The sequence below is a fragment of the Acinetobacter sp. GW821-FHT01C12 genome (assembly GCF_059422625.1).
On record NZ_JBWKXD010000004.1, the window covers coordinates 48,584 to 72,611 of the forward strand.

A 24,028-nucleotide genomic window follows, 5' to 3' on the forward strand; every position below is an offset into this window, starting at 1 on the left:
CAATTTTGTTTGAAGAAATATATGGATCTGTTTTTCTCACTATGGCTTAGCGAAAGACTTTTATCTTTCGTTATTTAGCCTGTATTTCTTAACCCCGCAGCAATCCCTGTGATACTGACCATTAAAGCTTGATCCACGGGTGTAGTGTCTAAAGGATGTTCTGCTAAATAACGACGCCTACGTTTCATTAATTCAGCTTGTAACAAATGCAAAGGATGTAAATAAGGTTTACGGACTTGCATTGACTGATCAAGCACATCATTTGTACTGAGTAATTTAGATTCACCTTTGACGAACAGAAGCGTTTTGATGGCTTCTTTCAATTTCAGGCGTAACTCATCACCCAGATTTTTTAAATTTTCATCATCTGTTAAGTGTGATTCATAATAAAGGGCAATATGGCAATCTGCTTTTGATAACACCATTTCCAGCATATCAATCAGTGTTTGGAAGTAAGGCCAATCTCTAAGCATTTCATCTAATATGGCTTTTTTATCTTCATTTAGAATTTGGTGAATTGCAGCACCTGTACCCAGCCATGCGGGTAACATTAAACGAATTTGGGTCCATGCAAACACCCATGGAATTGCTCGTAAAGATTCGATCCCACCATCAGTCCTACGTTTAGCTGGACGTGAACCTAATGGGAGCATTTGTAACTCTAACTCTGGAGTAACAGCTCTGAGATATTGTACGAAATGTGGATTGTCTCTTACCGTTTTACGATAAGCATTCACTGAAATATCCGTCATTTGATCCATTAAGTCACGCCATTCCTGTTTCGGTATTGGAGGTGGCAGTAAGGTTGCTTCCAGAGTTGCTGCGGTATAAATTTCAAGATTTTGTAGGGCTATTCCCTCTAAACCGAATTTAAAGCGAATCATTTCGCCTTGTTTAGTCACACGTATTGCCCCTGAAATCGAACCAGGTGGTTGTGAAAATAACGCTTGTTGAGTGGGTGCACCACCGCGACTAATTGAACCTCCACGTCCATGAAACAAGGTAAGCTGAATATTATGGGCCTTGGCGATTGCAGCAAGTTGCTCTTGTGCACGGTATTGGGCCCAATTGGCTGACATAAATCCCGCATCTTTGGCTGAATCCGAATACCCAATCATGACTTCATGCTTTGCTTGGATGTGCTGTTTATACCAATCCATGTGGAAGAGGGTGTCCATGGTATTTGCAGCTCCCTCTAAATCTTTCAGCGTTTCAAATAATGGAACGACACGTAATGGTTGTAAAATTCCAGCTTCTTTTTGCAAAAGCAGAACCGCTAATACATCACTCGGGTATTCCGCCATTGAAATGATATACGCACCCAAGCTTTCAGCAGGTTGCTCTGCAAGCATACGCATGGTGGCAAACACCTCTTTGACATCAGGGTGGTCAATTAAACCCAGATGTGAGCTTTTAAAGTGCTTAGGCAGTAAAGGACGTTTACTTTGTAATTCCCGGATTAAGAAATTTTGTCGGGCTGGTTCTGTCCATGATTCAAAATTTCCCAAACCCAGATATTCGGTAATGGCTGAAATCGCTTGGCGATGCCGAGCAGACTCTTGGCGAATATCTAACTTAAGTAATTCAATGCCAAAACAATTAATTCGATAAATGAAATCAAGTAATTTGCCGTTGGCTATTTCAGGTAAGTTACATGCCGCTAGGGAGCGATGACACAGTAATAAGGGTTCTAATAAGTCTTCTTTATTTTGAATCACCAAGTTCAAATGATCGTCACGATCAATGCCTTGTAATTTCTGGCTTAACCAATCTAGTGTGGCTTTTAATCGTTCGCGCGTATGACGTAAATATTCTTGGTAAGGTTCAGGGTGATCATAACCTAATGTGTCACGGAACTCTTGAGAACAGGCTTGAAGTGAAAGTTCCCAGCGAAGATCTTCAAGATCTCTAAGATAGAGGCTCGCGGCTTGCCAACGAGACAACCAGAGTACTTCTTGGGTGATCTCATGCGTCACATTCGGGTTGCCATCTCGATCTCCCCCCATCCACGATGCAAAGCGGATCGGGGAAATATCTAAGGGCAAATGTAAATTACAATTTTGATCAACCAGACGATCTAACTCACGCATAAATTTGGGTACAGCATTCCATAGCGTTTGTTCGATCGTGGTGAAGCCCCATTTTGCTTCATCAAGAGGTGTAGGGCGCTTTTGACGAATTTCATCCGTTTCCCACGCTGAACAAATTAATTTCTTTAGGTTCTCTATGACGAAGTCATGTTCATGAGGAGTGAGTTTTTGTTGATCTAACTTAGACAAACAATCATTGATGTTGTCATATTTTTGAATCAATGTTCGGCGGCTGACTTCTGTAGGATGGGCAGTTAAAACCAGTTCAATGTTTAACTGCGTTATTTGTTCAAACAGCTGCTTTGAAGTAATTTTATGTTGTTTAAACTTCTCAAATAATGGCACAAGTGGGTTAGGTGATAGTTGTTGATTAAATTCACTTTGGCGTCGATTACGGACAACATGATATTGCTCTGCGATATTGGCAAAGTTCAGAAAGTATGAAAAAGCGCGTGTCAGAGGTAAAATTTCATGATCTTTAAGATTGAAAAATATCTGCTCAAGTTGTTTTTCGGCTTCAACTTGACCGTCCCGAGCTGCCTTAGATAAAGCCCGTATTTGCTCAACCAAATTGAATAAATTTACATCGGCATGCTTTTTGAGGGTTTCTCCTAAGAGATTCCCTAAAAGCCGAACATCTTCACGTAAAGCGCTCTCTATTTGTCGAATCATATTTTCACTATCCAGTTTTTTGTTGTGCTTGATTAAGTTTTGTTTTGCAGCGATGCGTAGATCCCGATCACTGCAAAACACAGGGTAGGAATGATGAAAGCCAGCTGAATATTTTTTAAATCTGCAATTAATCCCATGAAATAAGGTGAAATAGCGCCTCCAACTAAAGTCATGACTAAGAATGAACCCGCTTTTTTGGTATGTACTCCTAAATTTTTTACCCCCATTGCAAAGATGGTTGGGTACATAATTGAAGAGAAGAAGAAAGAAGCAATCAGCGCATAAATTGAAATAATAGCGATTCCAGAAACAACCACACCGCACAAAATGACATTCATCACCGCATAGCTAATCAACATGCTGATTGGAGAGAATAAGCGCATCAAAAAGGTACTCACAAAGCGACCTAGCATAAATACGATCAAGCCCACAGAAAGTAAATATGATGCCTTTTGTGGTGTAAGTCCTCCCCAGTGATCAATTGCGAAATTGATAAAGAATGAACAAATCCCGACATGGGCAGCAATCCATGCAAATTGTGCAATGAGTGCCCCTGTAAAATTGGGGAAAGACCAGATTGAACGTGTTGGGTTAATTTTATTGCTTTGATGTTTACTTATTTGTACTTCAGGAAGTGGTGTTTTCGCAAAAATGATCATCATCATTACAACCACAAATGCGAGACAGACATAGGTAAACATCACCGGGTCAACTGCAAGTGGGCCTAAAGAAATAGCTGGGGCAAAGAATAATGCTCCACCAATTAATGGACCAATAAAGACCCCTAAGCCGTTAAAAGACTGTGCGAAATTTAAACGTCGTTCTGCATGTTCTGGTGCTCCTAATATAGATGCATAAAGGTTTGCAGCAGTTTCTAAACAACCTAAACCGCAGGCGAGTATAAATAGTGCAAATAAAAACATGCTAAACGCTGCGGCATTTGTTGCAGGGATAAAAAGTAAAGCACCTAATGCAAATAAACCTAAACCTACTTGGATACCCGCTTTATATCCAAAACGTTCCATAAATATGCCGATGGGGAGGGCAATTAAAAAATATGCACCATAATAAGCCGCTTGAACAAACCCAGACTGGGCTTTGGTGACGTGTAATGAGTCTTGAAAGTGTTTATTTAGAACATCAAGTAATCCATGTGATAATCCCCACATAAAAAACAAGCTGGTGATTAAGATAAAAGCAATTCTCGTCACGGATTTTGAATGGCTTATTTGGTCATTGATGGTGTTGTTTTGTACGTCCATGTGTATTTTCCTATTCTATTTTTGAGGGAAAAAGGAGGAGTTTATGCTCCTCTCAAGGATGTCTATTCGGTTTCGATACCCCCATAGACAGCTAACAATTGCTTCATTCTTTTAACGGCCAACTCAGGTTGAATAAGTGCCCCAGCTTGATCTGCTAGACGGAAAATTTTGCAGTAATGGGTTAAGCTTCGCGCGGATTGCATTCCGCCTAACATGCTGAAGTGGTCTTGGTGACCATTTAACCAAGCCAAGAAAACGACCCCAGCTTTGTAATAACGAGTCGGTGCGCAGAATATCTCTCTAGAAAGCGGTACGGTCGGTTGGATAATCTCTTCATAGCGTTTGAGATCGCCTATTGCTAGAGCAGCAAGGGCGTGGGCGGCAACAGGTGCGATTGGATCGAAAATTCCAAGTAATGCATGTGAAAAACGCTCGCCATCACCTGCAATTAATTCAGCAAAGTTAAAATCATCCCCTGTATAAAGTTTTACCCCTTCAGGTAAGCGACGGCGCAGTTCAATTTCCCATTTTGCCTCCAACAGAGAAATCTTGATGCCTTCAACTTTATCGACATTGGTGTGAATGATAGAGAGGACGGTTTCCATAGCAGTTGCAATATCCGTACTGCCCCAATAGCCATGTAAACTTGAGTCAAATGCCTCACCAAGCCAATGTAGAATGACTTTGTCTTTGGCTTCTTGTAGCAAGGTTGAATAGATGCTTTGATAGTCTGCGGCATCTTTTGCTATTGCAGATAAAGCCCGACTCGCCATTAAAATTGCACTGACTCCAGCGTTATTTACCACTTCGAATTGTGCTCTATATGCTTGAAGAACATCATCCAAAGTTGTTTCTGTATTCACCTGTAACTGCTCTGTGCCAACACCACAGCTAAGCACTGCTCCAGGAATCGTTTTTGCGTGTGCTGCACTGCGAGTAATCAGTTCAGCAGACTCTTTCCATCCTAAGCCCATACCTCGTTGCGCTGTATCCATCGCTTCTGCGACTCTAAAACCCAAACGCCATAAATACTCACGAAACGCCAGTGTTTTATCCCAATCAATTGAAAGGGTTTCATCCCAAGGATTTCCAGACTGAGTGGGTTCTACAACAACATGGGCAGCCGCATAGACAATACGATTCATGGGCTCTTTTACGGGTGATGCAAAAGGGGCTTGTGCATATTTCAATGCATATTGTTCAAGGGTTGCTTCATTCTGTGAAGGCAAGAGAATCTTCATGAGATCTATCCGTTATGTGCAAGGTTTTTCCTAAAATGAGATCAACTGCTTTCTCAGCAATCATGATGGTTGGTGCATTTGTATTGCAGCTCGGAATTCGTGGCATAACAGATGCATCTACAACTCTTAATCCCTCAATTCCATGTACTTTGAGATCGCTTGAAACTACTGCATCAGCATCGTTGCCGATTCGGCACGTTCCAACAGGGTGGTGATCCGTTTTGGCATTGGCACAGGCATATTCAAATAGTTCTTGGTCCGTTGATTTTGAAGTTCCCGGAAGCTTTTCTTCCAAAACAAAGCGTTTAAGGGCAGGTTGGTTTAATATTTTTCGCGCTAAACGTAATCCTTTCATCGACATTTCTCTGTCATAAGGATCTGCCCAATAGTTAGGGTCAATCAACGGTGCACTGGATGGATTGGCATTTGCAAGCCTTACTGTTCCTCGTGAACGTGGTCTCAATAGGGCGGAGTTGAGTGTCACGCCAGGGTTGCGCATATGTGCAACACCAGATTCAATTCCTGAACCTAAACCGAGATGAAGTTGGATATCTGGAGAGCGTGCTTTTTCATCGGCATACCAAAAACCCCCTGTTTCAAAAAGGCTTGAAGCAACAGGACCTTTTTTCAGTAAAAGATATTGAAGACCTGCCCAAGCCGCTAAAAATGGTGAAGAATACGCATCATAAGTATGATTTCCAGTGCATTCCGCTATCGCGAACAAATCTAAATGATCTTGGAAATTATTACCTACGCCTGACAAGTGATGTTTCAGGTCAATACCTACATCACGTAAGTGATCTGCAGGTCCAATACCAGATTGCATCAATAGCTTGGGTGAGCCTATAGCACCACTACTCACAATGATTTCTCGTTCTGCGTGATAAATCCCAGATTTAGAGGACGTTGCATGAACCACTTCTACCGCAACAGCTTTATTGCCCGAAAGCACGATGCGTTGAGTAAAGGTATTTAATAGAACAGTTAAGTTACTTCGATGCTGTACCGGTTGAAGATAGGCTGTTGAGGTTGATGATCGTTTGGCATGCAATTGAGTGAGTTGATAATGGCCTAAGCCATCTTGTTTTTCACCATTAAAGTCAGGATTAAAAGGAATACCTAACTCTTGACCAGCCTGAAAAAAGGCTTCACAAATAGGCAATGGGCTGATTGGATTAGAAACCCCCAATGGTCCACCATAAGCGTGGTATTTATTGGCAAAACGCTCATTGTTTTCTGCACGTTTAAAATAAGGCAAAACACCAGCATAGGACCAACCTTTTGCGCCGCATTCAGTTTCCCATTCATCATAATCCGCAGCAGCCCCACGCGTATAAATTTGAGCATTGACGGATGAACCACCACCAATCACTTTACCTTGAGTAAAACGTAATACTCTGTTGTTGAGGTGTTTTTGGGGAACTGTATTCCAGCCCCATGAGCCACGACCTTTGGTCATTTTTGCGAAACCAGCAGGCATACGATATAGCGGATGTTTATCGTCTCCTCCTGCTTCGAGCAGAAGGACATTTATTGAAGGATCTTCGCTGAGGCGATTAGCCAATACACAACCAGCTGAGCCACCGCCTACAATAATATAATCATATTTCATGGTATTTCTCAGAAAGTAGGAATTGAGAGTCCACCATCAGTATTGATGATAGAGCCTGTAGAAAAATTTAATTTGCCAGAAGCCAAACTGGTTACTACGGCGGCGATATCTTCTGTTTCTCCCCATCGCGCCATTGGAACAAGACCATTGTTAAATCGCTTCTCGTACTGATTGGCAACTCCAGCAGTCATATCTGTTCGAATAACTCCAGGGCGGATTTCAAATACACCAATATTGGCTGTTGCTAAGCGCAGGGCGAAAAGTTTTGTACTCATCGCCAACGCAGCTTTAGATAGACAGTATTCGCCTCGTTCAGTCGATGCCATTTCAGCACTGACACTGGAAATCGTGATAATGCTGCGAGGATGCTGCGAGGAGACTGCTAACATGTGTTTAGCGACATGTTGGGTTAAGAAAAAAGTCCCTCTTAAATTGGTATTGAGAACCAAATCAAATGCTTCAGATTGCATTTCGAGTAAGTCACCACGGCAAGGTGAACCAATACCAGCATTGTTTACGAGGCAATCAATTGTTCCCCCCCAAGCGATGGTTTTCTCGATCAGTGCTTTTTGAGCATCTAAATTTTCTAGTTCGCTGGCAATTGCCAGTGCTTTTCCACCCATAGACTCAACGTGTGAACATAATGCTTTGCTTATCGCATCTTCACTGCGACAGGTGAACACGATATCAAAGCCTTGATTTGCCAATTGCATAACAATGGCGGCTCCAATTCCTCTGCGACCGCCAGTAATGAGAGCTACTGGTCGCTGTTTAATTGTTGAAATCCTTGTCATAATCTTTCCTTTTTGGAACGTTCCAATTTTAATTGAAATAAAAAACTTTTAGGTCTGGGTAAGCCACCAATGAGTTCTTTCTCCGATATGGAATTGAACGGTTTTTTGTTCTGTGTAGTCTTCTACTGCAGATAGACCTAATTCTCGACCAATGCCTGAGGCTTTGAATCCACCGAAAGGTAACTCAGGGAAACCTTCGAGAAAATTATTAACCCAGATTGTGCCTGCATGGATTGCTTTTGCTGCTTGCAAACAAGTATCAATATCTTTGCTCCAAACAGCGGCAGATAGGCCATAGCTGGTTTGATTTGCAATGCTGATGGCTTCTTCAAGCGTGTCGAAGGTCAATATCGATAGCACGGGGCCGAATACTTCTTCACGGGCGATAGACATACTTGGTTTAATATTGCTAAGTATAGTCGGTTCAAAATACATACCTTTTGCTGTAGGGATGCGTGTTCCACCTAAACGGACCAATGCGCCATCTGCTTTGGCATTCTCTATCGCGCTTTGAATAATGTTGAGTTGAGCTTCGCTGGTAATTGCACCGACTTTTACATCAGGGTGTAATGGGTCACCTACAGGCACTTGTTGAGAGCGTTCAATTACGGCCAATGTAAAACGCTCAACAATGTCTTTGTGAACAAGAATTCGACTGCCGCTATTACAACATTCACCTGCGTTAAAATAGACACCAAATACCACCGCATCGACAGCAGCCTCCCAATCACAATCTGGGAAAATAATCTGTGGGTTTTTTCCACCGAGCTCAAGCGCGACTTTCTTTAATGATCGACCAGCTTCTGCTGCGATATGGCGGCCTACGCGTGTTGAACCGGTAAAAGAAACCATGTCAACGTCAGGATGATGGATTAAGGGTTCACCTACAGCAGGGCCTAAGCCTGTGACAATATTCACTACACCTTTTGGTAAACCAGCTTCTCGTAAAATTTCACCCAGTATTAATGTCGTACCATTGGTTAATTCGCTAGGTTTAATGACTGCAGTACAACCAGCCGCTAAAGCAAAGGGTAATTTTTGACTGAGAATCCAAATGGGAAAATTCCATGGCGTGATCATCGCAATAACCCCAATTGGTTGGCGGATCACAACGCCAAGCGTAGAGCTGCCTAAGTTATTGTAACTTTCACCATGTAAAGTTCGGGCAAGTGCAGCTGCATATTTCCATAAATCGACACAACCTGAGACTTCACTACGCGCTTGTAAGAGTGGTTTTCCTGTTTCTAGGCTTTCAATCAACGCCATTTCTTCAACACGATTTGCAATACCTTCCGCAACTCGTATTAATACCTCTGCACGTTCACTGCCAGATAGATTGGACCAAGTACCATGATCAAAAGCTTTACGTGCTGCTTCTATAGCGCGTTCAGCATCTTCGCGACAACCTTCTGGGTAAATTCCGACAACTACATCATGCGCAGGGCTTTTCCGTTCAGTGATTTTTCCTTGTTGTGAGGCGCATAGTTCACCATCAATGAGCATATGTCCTTGATATGGTTGTTCAATTACGGGAGTATGATTTGCTAAGTTTAAGAATTTCATTTTATATTCCTTTATATTCAGCTGGACGGCGTTCACTAAAGCTTGCTAAACCTTCTTTTGCATCTTCAGTGGTTGCCGCAAGAGCACCAGCCATTCCTTCTAAAACCGCTGCTAAATTATGCCCCTCACCTGCATCGATAAGCTGTTTCGTCAGTTGTATTGATATTGGTGCTTTGTGACTCATTTCTTCAGCGATACGCATAGCACTGGATAAAACCTCGCCAGAATGACTAATTTCTTGTACGAGGCCAAACTTTAAAGCTTGCTCGGCATTCATTTTTCGGCCAGTCATGGCTAAGTATTTAACCTGACTAGAACCGATTAAACGGACCAGTCGCTGTGTGCCCGACCAGCCAGGGCAAGTTGCTATCCCAGCTTCAGGTAAAGCAAATGTTGCATTTGGGTCAGTCACTCGAATATCAGCAGTGGCTAAGAGTTCTAACCCACCTCCGAATGCATGACCATTGATGGCTGCAATGACAGGTAAGCGTAAGCCTGCCCATAAATTAAAAACGCGATGACCTTTTCTGGTCCAGTGACGCCACATATCAATAGGTTGTAGCGCTGCCCATACATGAATATCAGCACCCACACAAAACGCGCGATCGCCAGTCGCCGTGATGATGACGGCTATAAGATCTGTTCGTTGATCAAGTGACTTTGCAATATCCTCAAGTTGATCAATCATTTCAGGTGTCAAAGCATTGAGTTTCTCTGGCCGCTCTAATTGAACAATGGCAATCGCATTTTCAAAACGGATACTGACTGAGCCTGATGAGGTATTCATGCTGCATACTCCTTAAGCTCTAGTCCCATGACTGCATCTGTGAATAAGCTCGGTCTCATGATTTTTAAATCAGCAGAGACGAGTAATGGAAATTCAGCTTGGGAAAGAATGTCTTTTTCTAAATTAATTCCAGGCGCAATTTCAGTGACAATTAAGCCCTCAGAAGTTAGTTTCATGACACAGCGTTCAGTGACATAAATGATGTTTTGCCCTCGTTCTAAGGCCATACGACCACTAAAAGTGACATGATCAACTTTATTGACCAACTTGCGTGATTTACCTTCTTGATTAATTTTTAATAAACCCGTACCAACGGTGAGTTTTGCCCCAGCAGTAAAGAAGCCAGAAAAAACAATATTTTTAGCATGCGTGGTAATGTCAACAAAGCCACCACAACCCGCTGTTAGATAGGGCTTGCTGGGAAGTTTGGAGACATTTACATTTCCTTCACGGTCTATTTGTAAAAAAGACAACAGTGCAAGATTAAAGCCGCCGCCCTGAAAATAGGTAAATTGTGCGGAAGAAGACATAATTGCATCTGCATTTACAGCACAACCAAATGCAAAATCGAGTAAAGGCATTCCGCCAACAGCACCTTGTTCAATCAGCCAAGTAACATCATCGTGGTATCCTTCTTCGAGAAGAATCCGTGGAACATTGGCAGAAATACCAAAACCTAAATTAACAGCCATTCCTTGCTCGACTTGCATCGCAGCTCTACGGGCAATGACCTTTTCAGCTCCCCAAGGCGTCATATCGAATACAGAGTCTGGTTGTTGAATTTCACCACTGATGGCTGGGTCATAGCTGATTTGGGTGGTTTGCATCTGATCTGGTGCAACCACAATATAATCCACCAAATTACAGGGTATATGGACATGGTGTGGTTTGATTGAGCCTGCTCGAACAACGCGTTTAACTTGTACGATCACAATTCCACCATTGTTGCGGACAGCAAGTGCTTGATCGAGTGCGCCGAGTAAACCACCTTCATGCTCAAATGAAAGATTGCCTTTTTCATCGGCTGAGGTTGCTCTAATAATCGCAACATTTGGTATGATTTTGGGAAAGAACAACCACTTTTCACCAGCAAAATTTACTTTTTCAACAATGGGTTGAGCTTCAGCCTTCGCATTCATCGCACAACCTTGTAAATCTGGGTCAACAAAAGTGTTAAAACCAACTTTTGTTAATACGCCTGGACGTTTTGCGGCAACATCTCGATGTAAATCAAACATGATGCCACTTGGAACGTTATATGCGGCAATTTCATTGTTTACGATCATTTTCCATATTTCTGGCATGGGGAGTGAAGATGGACCACTTGGGAAAGAGCCAGCAATCACTTTTTTGATTAATCCTGATTGGGCGAGATGTTCAATCCCCTTAATTCCATACATATCTCCAGCTGCAATAGGGTGAAGTAAAGTTAAGTCTTTGGGCTGAGCGGCATGTTGATAGCGCTTTCCAATCGCAGCAAGAATATGATCTGGACAGGCCAACCCACTTGATGAGCTCACCGTCACAACATCGCCATCGACGATTAATTTTGCAGCTTGTTCAGCACTAATAAGTTTGTTCATGACTTTTTCACTTTTACACAATAATTTTTAGATTGCTGCAAATGGTTCTGTTCAACGTGAATCAGCGCGATAAACCAGAAACCAAAACGATTTGAGCAGGTATTGTTAAAACAAAGAAGGAAATCTGGTATCTATTGGTTTTAAGCTGGGTGGTATATTTTTTAGCATCATAAGTTCCTTCTTATGTATTTATAGGAACGTTCCAAATATAATTGGAACGTTCCAAAAATATAGAATTACTCTCTGATGATGTCAATATATTTTTTTAGGAATAGAAAATTAAATAAAAAAGAAATGGTATGCTACTAACACTTCTATGCAGGTTAATGAGGTATCTCACTTGAGTAGCAAAGCGCCAAAAGGTAAAGCCACTATCATGGATATTGCTAAGGTTTCGGGTGTTTCCAAATCTACAGTCTCTTTAGTATTGAATAATAGTGAACTGGTCAAACCAGAAACCGCTGAAAATGTGCGAAAGGTCGCTGCTCAATTAGGTTATATCTACAATCGTAGTGCTGCCAATTTGCGTCAAGGTGTGAGCAATATTATTGGAGTGGTGGTTAATGACTTAACCAACACCTTCTTTGTTGAGTTATTAATTGGCGCTGAAAGAAAACTTCTAGAATCAAACTTTACCACCTTACTTGCGCATACTGCTGAAGATCATGCTTTACAGCAGCAAGTCATTGTCACCATGCGTGAACATAAAATTGCAGGTCTGATTATTTGTCCTACCTTTGATACCTCATCTGATCTCGTATCCATGTTAAAAAAATGGGGCGTGCCTTTCGTGACAGTGATGCGTTCTTTGGAAGGGGAAGTGTGTGATTTTGTGGGTGCAGATAATCGACTGGGTATTCAACTTTTGACCCAACATTTGATTGATTTAGGGCATAAGGATATAGGATTTATTGGTCGTCATACAGGCTATTCGGTGAGTCTAGAACGTTTACAAGGATTTAAGGAATGCTTAGAAAAGAATGGGTTAAATTATAATGAGCAGTGGATTATTGATGGACCCATTAGCCGCGAAGGTGGAAAATTAGGTATTGCTCAACTGCTTGATTTAGAAGACAAGCCTTCAGCCGTGATTTGTTATAATGATTTGATCGCAATCGGTGTTTTGAGTGAATTAGATCGCCGTGGTTTAAAGGCAGGGAAAGATATTGCTGTGGTTGGGGGAGATGGAATTTCTGAATCAGAATATTGTAGCCCACCATTGACCACAGTCGCACACCAGCCAGAAAAACTTGGTGAAATTGCGAGTGAATTATTACTGACTAGAATAAAAAAACCAGATGCACCACCTTTAAAATTCTTACTGAAGCCAAAATTAATTGTACGAGAGTCTTGTGGGAGTAAGAAATTAACGCCTCACACTGCGATCGATTGAATCTAAAAAAATCAAAAACCATCAATCAATCTGATATTAAGATCATGATTTAGATGGTCTTTTATTAGAAACGACCAACGCTAAAACTAACATGCTTCCATAAATAGATATTGACAGAATAAATTTGTATATTTATATTTTGGAACGTTCCAATTGATTATGGAACGTTCCAAAATGAGAAGTTTAACATGAATATTTCCATTGTTAAATTTATGCTCATTGAACTATAAGAATTTTATTAAAAAGGAATTTTAATGAAAAAATTAATTTGGTTGATCGGAATCACCAGCATTTTTAGCAGCTTTCCAGCACAGGCATTAGAACTACATGGCTATTTTCGTACCGGGATTGGAAACAGTGAAAAGGGTAATACTCAAGAATGTTTTCAATTAAGTGGTGCGCCGACCAAGTATCGTTTAGGAAATGAATGTGAACAATATGCCGAGTTCTCGGCTAAACAACCTATAACGAGCTTTCAAGATGGATCACAATTAAGCGTCAATGGTATGCTACAGTTTTATAACCCTTATGGACAATCACTCAAGTTTAGTGGGGAGGATGGTTATACGCGCTTGAATCAAATTTATCTCGATTGGCGCAATGTCTCATTCCTCAATGGCGGGAATATTTGGGCTGGGCGCAGATACTATAATCGTAATGATATTCATATGACTGACTTTTTTTATTGGAATCAAAGTGCAACTGGTTTTGGTATAGATAGTTATGATTTGAATGATTATAAAATCAGTTATTCATTTTCTCGGAAAGACAATCTATTCCAAGAAAAAATGATATCTAAGCATGATCTCACTGTAAAGGGCATAGAAATCAACCCTAATAATGAGTTGCAACTAGGTGTTTCTTATATTGATCATAAACAAAATAATGGGTGGTCGATGATTGTTCAAGACATCCAAAAACATCGCTTCAATGGCAAGAATACAATTGCTTTTCAATATGGAGAAGGACCGGGAACGGGGTTAAGTTATACGGGTGATCCCAATTTAAATCGAAATAATACAGTTTTTAGAGCGCTTGAAATGTTTGATTGGCAGTCACAGTCAAATCGCTTGAATGGGCAAATGCAAGCTGTCTACCAAAAAAGCAATTTTAAGGATTTGCCTGATATGGAGTGGATTTCAATTGGTTCACGAACTTCTTATGTGCTAAATGATACAATTAAAATTACTGGAGAAATTGGATTTGATCAGATCAAAGACACTGAGAATAGAAACTTAACCAAACTTACAATTGCCCCTACATGGTCATTAAAAGGGACTCAATATTACGACCGGCCTGAACTTAGGGTCTATTACACTTATGCAAATTGGAACAATGCTGAAAGAAAATTAAGAGATCAAATTGTGCCTAATAGTGATTTTTTTGCGACAAATCATGGCTCAAATTTTGGTATCCAGTTGGAAAATTGGTGGTAGTTAAGTTCAAACATGATCATAAGAGAACTTGATCGTTTTTACAGGCATTGCATAACCTATTGCAATGCCTGTTTTATTTAGTTTGATAAGTAAGAATCTATTAACTGTTTCATATGATCTATATGCTTAAGTTTAGTATTTTATTTACATTTTAATGTTCTCTATCTGATTCTAAGATTGAGTTCCATATCCTTTTAATAAGTATGATGTTAATATTAACTGATTTTTTTAATATCAATAGTATAATCAAGTGTATCAACCATATTTGAAATTTTTAGTGATATAAAATTATTAAATATTGAAGTTATTTGAAAAAAGAAAACTATAAATATTATAGCGTAAAAATAAAATTGAAAATTTGGATTCAACTTTAAAAAGTTTTGAACATTAATGTTACTTAATTGGGTTAGAACAAGTACGAAAGTAGCTAAAATTGTTGGAAAAATCCCTATCTTATCAATGCTACCAGTAATCATAGAAGTTCTTTTATCAAAATGTTCTTTTTCATGCATTATTTCTCTTTTTGATAATTCAAGATCATCTTGGTTAAATTTGATTAATTCGGGTAAAAATTTAATCTTTGATCTAGTATTTATTTCAGCATTACGTAATAACATGGAAGATGGATTTTTGAAAAATAGGAATAGATCTTTGCGTGAGTTATAAATTTCAACCAATGTACTTGCCAATAAAAATATTTCAGAAACTAAAAGAAATATTAATGAAGTTAAAATAATACCTTGATTTTTAGAGTACGCACCTATTCCTATTAAAACTAAGGAAAAAATAAAAGAAATAGCACATATAGATATCACACCATAATAAACTCCATTATTTTTTTTGTTTGATTTTTTTCTTAATAAATATTGATGATTTTCTATTTTTAATAGAATTTCTTTAATTTTTTTCTGATTTGAGTTTAACAAAATAATCTCCCTGCGGGGTATGGTGAAGAGTTGGAAATAGACGTTGTTGAATTTTGCCCATTTCTTAAAGTTAGATTTAGCATGTTATTTATCTTCTATACGTCATAGCTTTAATTCTAAGATTGAGTTCCCCGATATGACAAGGCTTCGGTTAAATGGGTACTTTGGATTTGCTCACTTTGAGCCAAATCTGCAATGGTCCTTGAAACACGTAAAATTCGATGATATGCCCGCGCGGATAAATTCAAACGTTGTTGTGCCATTTCCAATATTTGCTTGGATGTTTCATCTAAAATCACATATTTTTCTAAGTCTTTTGGCGATAAGTTGTGATTTAAATAGCCTTGTCTTTGGATTTGAAAATCGCACGCATCAATTACCCGTTCCCGTACAGTTGCTGAATCTTCGACAGGCGTTTGATCCTGCAATTCTTGGGCTTTTAATGGTGGCACATCGATATGTAAATCAATACGATCCAATAATGGACCTGAAATTCGATTTTGATAGCGCTTAATTGCTTCAGCCGAACATTGGCAGCGACTGTCTTGATTAAATGCATAACCACAAGGGCAGGGGTTCATTGCTGCAATCAATTGAAAGTTGGCGGGAAATGTAATTTGGCGTGATGCTCTAGAGATAACGATTTCTTTAGATTCAAGCGGTTGCCTTAAAACTTCGAGCACTTTTTTGTCAAACTCAGGCAGCTCGTCTAAAAATAGTACACCTAAGTGCGCCAGCGTAATTTCTCCGGGTTTTGGATTTGAACCGCCACCGACGAGAGCGATTGCAGACGCGGTATGGTGTGGGGCGCGAAATGGGCGCTGTCCAAAATGGTGTTTAGTCTTGGCAATTGAATAAATACTGGCAACTTCAAGATTTTCTTGTGGATTTAAAGCTGGCAAAATACTCGGTAAGCGTGACGCTAACAGGGTTTTACCTGTACCCGGTGGGCCTTTAAATAAAAGCGAATGTCCACCTGCTGCTGAAATTTCTAAAGCGCGTCGTGGGCGTAATTGCCCTTTGACATCTGCCAAATCAAATTTGTAGGTATTGTCTTGCGGTATTTTTTGCCGAGCAGTTGCATCAATTTTTTGTAGATTTAAGAAATGCTCACAGACTTGTTTTAAGTGCTGTGCAGCAAATACCTGAAATTCAGGCAATTGCGCTGCTTCAGCAGCATTTTCCTGCGGCAACATCAATTGATGCTTGGCCATTTGACATGCCATTGCAATGGTTAAGGTCCCTGTAATTGGTCTTAAGTGTCCATCCAGTGCTAATTCACCAATAAACTCAAAATGATCTGTGACATTTTCAGGAAGTTGCCCTGTGGCAATCAAGATACCGAGTGCAATGGGCAGATCTAATCGAGAGCCATCTTTGGGAAGATCCGCAGGTGCGAGATTGATGGTTAAGCGCTTGGTAGGGAATTGATAACCACTATTGATAATGGCAGATCGAACTCGATCCTTACTTTCACGAACTGCTGCTTCAGCTAAGCCAACAATTGTTAAAGAAGGCAGCCCTGCACTAACATGGACCTCAACTTCAATTAAAGGTGCATGTAGCCCGAGCAAACCTCGGGTATAAATTTTGGCTAAAGACATTGTTGTTTTCCACTTTTGCTTTATTTTTAATCATTATTATATTTTTTGCACCAATAATGTGCAAATTTAGTTTATTTTTTATCCTGAATCAGCACCTCAAGTGCTTTGACCTGTTCTTGTAAATCGGTCAAACGTAAATTGGCATTATTTAGTGCAGTCTTTTGACGTTCAATTTCGTCTTTTGAAACGATATCCATTTTAGAAATGGCTTCATTCAGCAAGGCGCGTAAATTATGTTCTATGTCTTTTTTAGGCTGATCAACCTGTTCCAAAATTGCTTGTAATAATGTTTCAATCATGAGGAATCCAAATGAGTAATGTTCTTTGCCTAGTGTAACATCGCGTATTGATTTTATTTAAGTAATTTTTTATCCGATGCGTAAAGCATGATGTCTCCTATAATTTAGCAATGAAATCTAAAAAAACACGCAATATTATGTGTTTTTTAAAGTTGCAACTTCACCTAAGTATATACAATAGGTTATAAAGGCAATGCATGTTGATTGAATTAATCACCCCAACCATTAATAAGATTGGCATGAAAATTGAACATAAAACCTTACTGGTGAAATAAGCCGAAGGAAAACAATATGAAGCTCGTAACTGCAATTGTAAAACCGTTTAAATTAGATGACGTGCGTGAAGCACTGTCTGATATAGGCGTTCAAGGGATTACCGTAACTGAAGTTAAAGGTTTTGGTCGTCAAAAGGGGCATACTGAACTTTATCGTGGCGCTGAGTATGTTGTTGATTTTCTGCCTAAAGTGAAAATCGAAATCGCAATCAGTGATGACATGGTAGATTCAGTGATTGAATCTATTACACGCGTTGCTAGCACTGGCAAAATTGGTGATGGAAAAATTTTCGTGACTAATTTAGAGCAAGTAATTCGTATTCGTACAGGTGAAACAGGTCCAGACGCTGTTTAATTTGGCACGAAGATTGCTGGTTATGTATATCAATACATAACTCACAAAATTAGGTTGGGGGATACGAATGAAAAAAATGCTATTAGCGCTCAGCCTGTCTGGCGCACTTCTTGGCGGATCAGTTGCGTGGGCAGAAGAAAACGTAGCTGAGCCTGCATCTACAGCTGTTGCAACGGCAAGTGATGTGACTGCAACAGTCGCCGATACATCGGCAACCGTTGCGCCTGAAACGGTGACTGCCGCAGCTGCGCCAGCAGCAGAAGCAGAAAAACCAACTTTAAATACAGGTGATACAGCGTGGATTCTTGTATCTACAGCACTTGTATTGCTAATGACAATTCCCGGTTTAGCATTGTTCTACGGCGGTATGGTTCGTAAGAAAAATGTGCTTGCCACCATGGCGCAAAGCTTTACTGCCGCAGCAGTGGTCAGCATCGTATGGGTGGTCATTGGTTATTCACTTGCATTTGGTTCTGGTAATGCTTTTATTGGTGGTTTCGATAAAATCATGTTATCTGGAATTACAACAGATGCGCTGAGTGGCACAATTCCAGAAATTCTTTTCGTTATTTTCCAAATGACTTTTGCGATCATTACCGTTGCCATCATCAGTGGTTCTGTGGCTGATCGTATGAAATTTAGTGCTTGGATCACATTCATTACGATTTGGGTCATTATTGTTTATGCACCGATTGCACACTGGGTATGGGGTGGTGGCTGGTTAATGAATGATGGCGCACTTGATTTTGCTGGTGGTACGGTTGTTCATATTAACTCGGGTGTTGCTGGTCTAGTTGCTGCGTATTTACTGGGTAAACGTATGGGCTTAGGCAAAGAATCTATGGCACCACATAACTTAACTTTAACTGTATTGGGTGCAAGCTTGGTATGGGTTGGTTGGTTTGGTTTCAATGGTGGTTCTGCTTTAGGTGCCAATGGTTCAGCAGCGTATGCTTTGGTCACAACTCAAATCGCAGCCGCAGCGGCAGCAATTGCTTGGTTAGTGGTTGAAAAAATTGTTCGTGGTAAAGGTTCAGTATTGGGTGCAGCATCTGGTGCAGTTGCTGGTCTGGTTGTGATTACGCCAGCAGCAGGTTTTGTGACAGTAAGCGGTGCGTTGATCATGGGCTTAATCGGTGGTGTAGTGTGCTTCTGGGGGATCTCTGGTCTTAAACGTATCCTTAAAGCAGATGATTCATTGGATGCATTTGGTTTACATGGTGTAGGTGGTATTGTTGGTGCGATTTTAACAGCTGTATTTGCCAGCTCATTCATTATGGGCGACAAAGCACCGACAGATGTTATGCATCAATTATGGGTACAAGTTGAAGGTGTGTTAGCAACAATCGCATACTCAGCAGTTGTGACCTTTATCCTACTTAAAATTATCGATGTGGTGATTGGGATCCGTGTTGAATCTGATGATGAACGTATGGGGCTTGATTTAAGCCAACATGGCGAACGTATCGAATAATCAATCTAATTAGAATAATAACTATATATAGTATAAAACAGTCCGTAAGGGCTGTTTTTTTTCCATATCTTGCGAAAGGCTCAACAAAATCAGGTTTTTTTGCTACACTAGCTGAAATCATGAATTTTGTTCAATAAAACCACTATGCATTGTCCATTTTGCAACGCTGCAGATAGTAAAGTAATCGACTCTCGTTTGGCCGCTGAAGGTAGCCAGATTCGTCGACGTCGTGAATGTATCAGTTGTGGCGAACGTTTTACGACATTTGAGAGTTATGAAGTGGTGATGCCACGCGTGACCAAGTCAGATGGTAAAAATGAACCGTTTGACGAAGCAAAATTACGACGCTCTTTAATGCACGCCTTACAAAAAAGACCCGTGACTCAAGAACAGATTGAAACCGTCATTAGTGATATTCAATTGCAAATTCGCCGCCTCGGTGAACGTGATGTACGTTCACGCACCATTGGTGAAATTGTCATGAAATCTTTGTTTGCATTGGATCATGTGGCTTATGTACGTTTTGCGTCGGTGTATCAGGATTTCCAAGATATTGATGCGTTTCGTCATCAAATTGAACAAATGCAAGATCGTGGGCAAGACCACTAATTTTATTTTTGAACGTTATTGATTAGGAATTTTATGTCTGAGTTTGATTCAAATTCTAAACCCGAAGATTATGTCAACATAGATCAGGTTTGGATGCAGAAAGCAATTGAGCTCGCGAAGCTTGGACAATATTCCACACGACCAAACCCGAACGTCGGTTGTGTCATTGTAAAAGATGGGCAATGGGTGGGAGAGGGTTTTCATCCTAGAGCCGGTCAGCCACACGCCGAAGTTTTTGCCATGCGTCAGGCTGGCGAGTCTGCCAAGGGTGCAACCGCTTATGTTACTTTGGAACCTTGTGCGCATTATGGTCGTACACCACCTTGTGCCAAAGGGCTGGTTGAAGCGGGTGTCAGCAAAGTTGTTGTTGCATGTGCTGATCCAAATCCTTTGGTGGCGGGAAAAGGCGTGGATATCTTACGTCAGGCAGGGATTGAGGTTGAAACAGGGGTTTGTGAGCAACAAGCGGCTCAACTCAATCAAGGCTTTTTAAAAGCAATGGCAACGGGTGTGCCTTATGTGCGTTTAAAGGTTGCGTCAAGTTTAGATGGCCGTACGGCAATGGCGTCTGGTGAGTCTAAATGGATCACTGGGGCTGAATCACGTCAAGATGTTCAGCATTGGCGGGCTATTTCAGGTGCAGTGATTACCGGTATCGATACCATTTTGGCAGATGACCCTCAATTAAATGTGCGTTCATTGGACGATATTGATATTGCAACGATTGTCCAGCCTAAGCGGGTGATTTTAGACCGACAAGGGCGTTTGCCACTCAATGCTCAAATTCTTAGCACGCCTGAAACAGTGATGGTCATGGGACCATTTCGTCAAGAACTTGCCAAGCTGGGCGTGGTACAATTAGAAGTGCAATCTTTAAAAGATTTGCTTGCAACTTTAAAAGATTTCCAAATTTATGATGTGTTGGTTGAAGCAGGTGCGACATTATCCACTGCATTTTTGCAGGAAAAACTGGTGGATGAATTAATCAGTTATGTTGCGCCAACCTTTTTAGGACAATCAGCACGTGCCATGTTCAATGCCGAATTTGAAACGATGGCACAACAATTACGTTTTAAGTTACAAGATGTTCATCAGTTTGGTGATGACATTCGCTTAAGACTTATCCCTTCACAAGAGTCAGTATGAATCCAGAGTCAACATCATCGGTTTACCATAAACGTCGTCATGCTGCGCGTACAACAGATGAATATCTTTTTCATCAGTTGGTTCCCTATCTGGGAAACAAACGTCGTTTGTTGCATCTGATTCTTGAAGCGCTTGAAATCACAGGTACTTTGAATCCTAAGGGTAAACGCGCCCCGATTTTTGCCGATTTTTTTGCAGGCAGTGGGGTGGTTTCACGTTTAGCACGTCAAAATGGCTATCGGGTGATTGCCAATGACTGGGAACCGTATAGTCATGCATTAAATCATGCCATTTTGGCATGCACAGATGCGCCTGCATTTAAAGAATTGGGTGGGTATCAAAAAGCTATCGATTATTTAAACCGTTTACCTGAAGTGAAAGGATGGGTTACGCATAATCTTTGTCCACGGAATGATGAAATTTATGACCCTGCACGAGACCGTTTGTTTTTTAAACGCCGTAATGGGATGCGTATAGATGCAATTCGCCAGCAAATTGCCACTTGGCAAGCACAGGGCGCAATTGACGATGTGGAAATGAGTGCCTTATTGGCACCTTTGCTCTATTCAGCAAGTTTTGTCAGTAATACCAGTGGTGTATTTAAAAGCTTCCATCATGGTTGGGGCGGTAAGACCCAAACTGCTCTGGAACGGATTGAGTCGTTATTGTGGCTTACCCCCAGCCGCTTTAGTGAAGTTGGGCAGAATAAACAGAAAACCCCGATGGCAGAAGTGTGGTGTGTAGATGCACAGCATTTGGCAAATCAAATGAGTGGTTTTGAAGTCGATGTGGCCTATTTAGATCCACCGTATAACCAACATGCTTATAGTAGTAATTATCATGTACTTAACTCGCTAACACTGTGGGATCAAGTTGATTTACCGACACCAGATACCAAGGGTTTTAAAAGCGGGATTGACCGTGCATGGCGTAAAGAACGCCCAAGTCCTTATAATTCTTCTAAGCATGCACAAGAAGCTTATGAGAATTTGTTGGAAACCATCAATGCGCGCTATATTCTCACCAGTTACTCAACTGATGGAAATATTGAGGCCAAAGACTTATTGGCAGCCAATCTGAAGCGTGGCAAAGTCACCTTATTGACTCAGGATGTGCCTCGTTATCGTGTCAGTAAGCAGCGTCAGTCTGAACGCGCACGTGTGCTTGAGTTTATTGTGATCACTGATACCCATGCCAAGTCTGGACCACCATTGCGTCAGCTGTTGGGACAACTTTATCATTTTGCGGAATTGGGTGGTGTGGATACTTCGGGGGTAAGTACACAACTGGCCTTATGGTAAGAATACGCCTTTGTCTTTAAAATATGGGGCGAGTGCAAAATAAACACGATTGAACTTCATCAGTTCCTCTCACTGCAGCAGTAGGTAGAATTATGTTTACAGGTATCATTGAAAGTTTGGGTAAAGTTGAGAGTTTACAAAATGTAGGCGGTGATGTGCGCTTGCGTATTCAGACAGACTTGGATATGTCTGATGTACATTTGGGCGACTCTATTGCAACCAATGGCATCTGTTTAACTGTAATTGACTGGGGTGAAAACTGGTACGCTGCGGATGTATCCCGTGAAAGCTTAAATCGTTCGACTTTAGCAAGTTGGAAAGCGGGGCAAGCGGTCAATGTGGAAAAAGCAATGTTGCCGACAACACGCTTCGGTGGACATATCGTCAGTGGACATGTCGATGCTGTGGGTGAAATCACTGTAGTGCGCTCAGATGCGCGTTCGCTATATTTTGAAGTCACTGCACCTGTTGAAATTGCTAAATATTTGGCTGAAAAAGGGTCTGTGACTGTAGATGGAATTAGCCTCACCATCAATCATTTACGTGGAAATATCTTAAGTTTAAATTTAATACCACATACTGCTGAACGGACCAATATTGCAACGTGGAAAGTGGGCTCTCAAGTCAATTTAGAAGTCGATGTATTGGCACGGTATATTGAAAGATTGTTGCTTGGTGATAAAGCTGCTGAGCCAAAAGCAGAATCTAAACTCAGTATGGAATTTCTCGCAGCCAATGGTTTTTTAAAGTAAATAAAAACCAAACCCGATTAAAAAAAGCCTAATTTATTTAGGCCTTTTAATATATACATGATTAAATTAGGCTAATATATCGTGAATTCTTCTGTAAGAGAGTTGAGTATTGCTTGAATTTTTATTGCATTTAGAACAATTATTGCCCACTTTTTTAGAAAATTACGGGCTGTGGATTTATGCCATTTTGTTTCTAATCATTTTTGCAGAAACTGGCTCAGTCTTTATGTTTTTTCTCCCAGGCGATAGTTTATTGATCGCTGTTGGTGCTTTATGTTCTACCGCTGAATCTGTGCATTTGCACTATATGGGTGTGTTGCTGATTATTGCTTCAATTTTGGGGTATATGGTGAACTATTATACTGGGCGTGCGCTAGGTTTTAAGTTTTTCCACGCGCATTCACGTTGGTTTAAGCCAGAATATATTAAAAAGACCAACCATTATTTTGAAAAGCATGGTGGGAAAACTATTCTGGTTGCCCGTTTTGTGCCTTTTGTTCGTTCTTTTGCTCCTTTTGCAGCGGGTGCAGGGCATATGAAAATGCCAGTATTCATGTTGTATAACATTTTAGGCGGATGGATTTGGATTGCGCTGTTGCTTGGTGCGGGTTATGGCGCGGGCAATTTATTATCTTTGCTGCTCGATTCATTTTAATCAGATTCAAACCGTCGTAAACTGCCCCGATGAATAAGCCGAATGCTGATCCTCAATATTCGGCTTATTTATATTGAGAGTAGAATAAAAACGCGAGTGGTTTCATTTAAAAAATCAGCGGTATTGCTCAAAATAATCTGCTGCTATTTTTACGCACTGACACAAAAAAATATCCAGAAAGTGCAAACAGAAAAAGCTT

At 40.7% G+C, this 24,028-nt stretch carries 20 protein-coding genes; 9 read left to right on the top strand and 11 right to left on the bottom strand.

Annotated features, from left to right (window positions below):
- Positions 1-74: 74 nt before the first annotated feature.
- From ppc to AC07WY_RS12005, 8 genes are all read right to left on the bottom strand, one after another.
- On the bottom strand, positions 75-2,762 hold the full coding sequence (gene ppc / locus AC07WY_RS11970; protein ID WP_494736437.1) for a phosphoenolpyruvate carboxylase: 2,688 nt from the start codon (positions 2,760-2,762) through the stop codon (positions 75-77).
- Positions 2,763-2,794: 32 nt separating this feature from the next.
- On the bottom strand, positions 2,795-4,024 hold the full coding sequence (locus tag AC07WY_RS11975) for a sugar MFS transporter (protein WP_494736438.1): 1,230 nt from the start codon (positions 4,022-4,024) through the stop codon (positions 2,795-2,797).
- 62 nt (positions 4,025-4,086) lie between these two features.
- Positions 4,087-5,265 carry a dihydrodipicolinate synthase family protein gene (locus AC07WY_RS11980; protein ID WP_494736439.1) on the bottom strand — a complete coding sequence of 393 codons (1,179 nt, stop codon included), beginning with the start codon at positions 5,263-5,265 and terminating at the stop codon, positions 4,087-4,089.
- Positions 5,237-6,877 (bottom strand): GMC family oxidoreductase, encoded by a 1,641-nt coding sequence (locus tag AC07WY_RS11985; protein WP_494736440.1) that lies wholly within the window; start codon positions 6,875-6,877, stop codon positions 5,237-5,239. The genes AC07WY_RS11980 and AC07WY_RS11985 overlap by 29 nt, the downstream gene beginning before the upstream one ends.
- 8 nt (positions 6,878-6,885) lie before the next feature.
- A complete protein-coding gene (locus tag AC07WY_RS11990; protein WP_494736441.1) occupies positions 6,886-7,671 on the bottom strand; it encodes a 3-ketoacyl-ACP reductase in 786 nt (261 codons plus the stop codon).
- A 48-nt stretch (positions 7,672-7,719) separates the two neighbouring features.
- Entirely contained in the window at positions 7,720-9,234 is a 1,515-nt protein-coding gene (locus AC07WY_RS11995) for an aldehyde dehydrogenase family protein (protein WP_494736442.1), read from the bottom strand.
- Between the two features lies 1 nt (position 9,235).
- The gene (locus AC07WY_RS12000; protein WP_494736443.1) at positions 9,236-10,021 is read right to left on the bottom strand and encodes an enoyl-CoA hydratase/isomerase family protein; all 786 of its coding nucleotides are present in this window, start codon (positions 10,019-10,021) and stop codon (positions 9,236-9,238) included.
- Positions 10,018-11,604 (bottom strand): acyl CoA:acetate/3-ketoacid CoA transferase, encoded by a 1,587-nt coding sequence (locus tag AC07WY_RS12005; protein WP_494736444.1) that lies wholly within the window; start codon positions 11,602-11,604, stop codon positions 10,018-10,020. Before AC07WY_RS12005 ends, AC07WY_RS12000 begins: the two co-directional genes overlap by 4 nt.
- A 340-nt stretch (positions 11,605-11,944) precedes the next feature.
- On the opposite strand from AC07WY_RS12005, the gene AC07WY_RS12010 reads away from it, so the two are divergent.
- Together AC07WY_RS12010 and AC07WY_RS12015 are read left to right on the top strand one after the other, a co-directional pair.
- Positions 11,945-12,997 carry a LacI family DNA-binding transcriptional regulator gene (locus tag AC07WY_RS12010; protein WP_494736445.1) on the top strand — a complete coding sequence of 351 codons (1,053 nt, stop codon included), beginning with the start codon at positions 11,945-11,947 and terminating at the stop codon, positions 12,995-12,997.
- Positions 12,998-13,251: 254 nt separating this feature from the next.
- The gene (locus AC07WY_RS12015) at positions 13,252-14,433 is read left to right on the top strand and encodes a maltoporin (protein ID WP_494736446.1); all 1,182 of its coding nucleotides are present in this window, start codon (positions 13,252-13,254) and stop codon (positions 14,431-14,433) included.
- Between the two features lie 215 nt (positions 14,434-14,648).
- Here AC07WY_RS12015 and AC07WY_RS12020 read toward each other — a convergent pair whose 3' ends face one another.
- The 3 genes from AC07WY_RS12020 to AC07WY_RS12030 all read right to left on the bottom strand — a co-directional run bounded on the left by AC07WY_RS12020 (position 14,649) and on the right by AC07WY_RS12030 (position 17,262).
- On the bottom strand, positions 14,649-15,359 hold the full coding sequence (locus tag AC07WY_RS12020) for a hypothetical protein (RefSeq protein WP_494736447.1): 711 nt from the start codon (positions 15,357-15,359) through the stop codon (positions 14,649-14,651).
- A gap of 116 nt (positions 15,360-15,475) precedes the next feature.
- On the bottom strand, positions 15,476-16,963 hold the full coding sequence (locus AC07WY_RS12025) for a YifB family Mg chelatase-like AAA ATPase (protein ID WP_262087255.1): 1,488 nt from the start codon (positions 16,961-16,963) through the stop codon (positions 15,476-15,478).
- Positions 16,964-17,034: 71 nt separating this feature from the next.
- A complete protein-coding gene (locus AC07WY_RS12030; protein ID WP_004725282.1) occupies positions 17,035-17,262 on the bottom strand; it encodes an accessory factor UbiK family protein in 228 nt (75 codons plus the stop codon).
- Positions 17,263-17,553: 291 nt separating this feature from the next.
- Between AC07WY_RS12030 and glnK the strand changes: the two genes are divergently transcribed.
- From glnK to AC07WY_RS12065, 7 genes are all read left to right on the top strand, one after another.
- Positions 17,554-17,892, top strand: coding sequence for a P-II family nitrogen regulator (gene glnK, locus AC07WY_RS12035; RefSeq protein WP_004725283.1), 339 nt, complete (start codon positions 17,554-17,556; stop codon positions 17,890-17,892).
- 67 nt (positions 17,893-17,959) lie between these two features.
- A complete protein-coding gene (locus AC07WY_RS12040) occupies positions 17,960-19,366 on the top strand; it encodes an ammonium transporter (protein ID WP_262087254.1) in 1,407 nt (468 codons plus the stop codon).
- A 144-nt stretch (positions 19,367-19,510) separates the two neighbouring features.
- On the top strand, positions 19,511-19,975 hold the full coding sequence (gene nrdR, locus AC07WY_RS12045; RefSeq protein ID WP_004725286.1) for a transcriptional regulator NrdR: 465 nt from the start codon (positions 19,511-19,513) through the stop codon (positions 19,973-19,975).
- 33 nt (positions 19,976-20,008) lie between these two features.
- On the top strand, positions 20,009-21,121 hold the full coding sequence (gene ribD / locus AC07WY_RS12050) for a bifunctional diaminohydroxyphosphoribosylaminopyrimidine deaminase/5-amino-6-(5-phosphoribosylamino)uracil reductase RibD (RefSeq protein ID WP_209827792.1): 1,113 nt from the start codon (positions 20,009-20,011) through the stop codon (positions 21,119-21,121).
- Positions 21,118-22,422, top strand: a complete 1,305-nt coding sequence (locus AC07WY_RS12055; protein ID WP_004725289.1) for a DNA adenine methylase — start codon at positions 21,118-21,120, stop codon at positions 22,420-22,422. The genes ribD and AC07WY_RS12055 overlap by 4 nt, the downstream gene beginning before the upstream one ends.
- A 92-nt stretch (positions 22,423-22,514) precedes the next feature.
- Positions 22,515-23,174, top strand: a complete 660-nt coding sequence (locus AC07WY_RS12060) for a riboflavin synthase (RefSeq protein WP_096735324.1) — start codon at positions 22,515-22,517, stop codon at positions 23,172-23,174.
- A gap of 109 nt (positions 23,175-23,283) precedes the next feature.
- On the top strand, positions 23,284-23,829 hold the full coding sequence (locus AC07WY_RS12065; RefSeq protein ID WP_004725292.1) for a VTT domain-containing protein: 546 nt from the start codon (positions 23,284-23,286) through the stop codon (positions 23,827-23,829).
- Positions 23,830-24,028 lie beyond the last annotated feature (199 nt).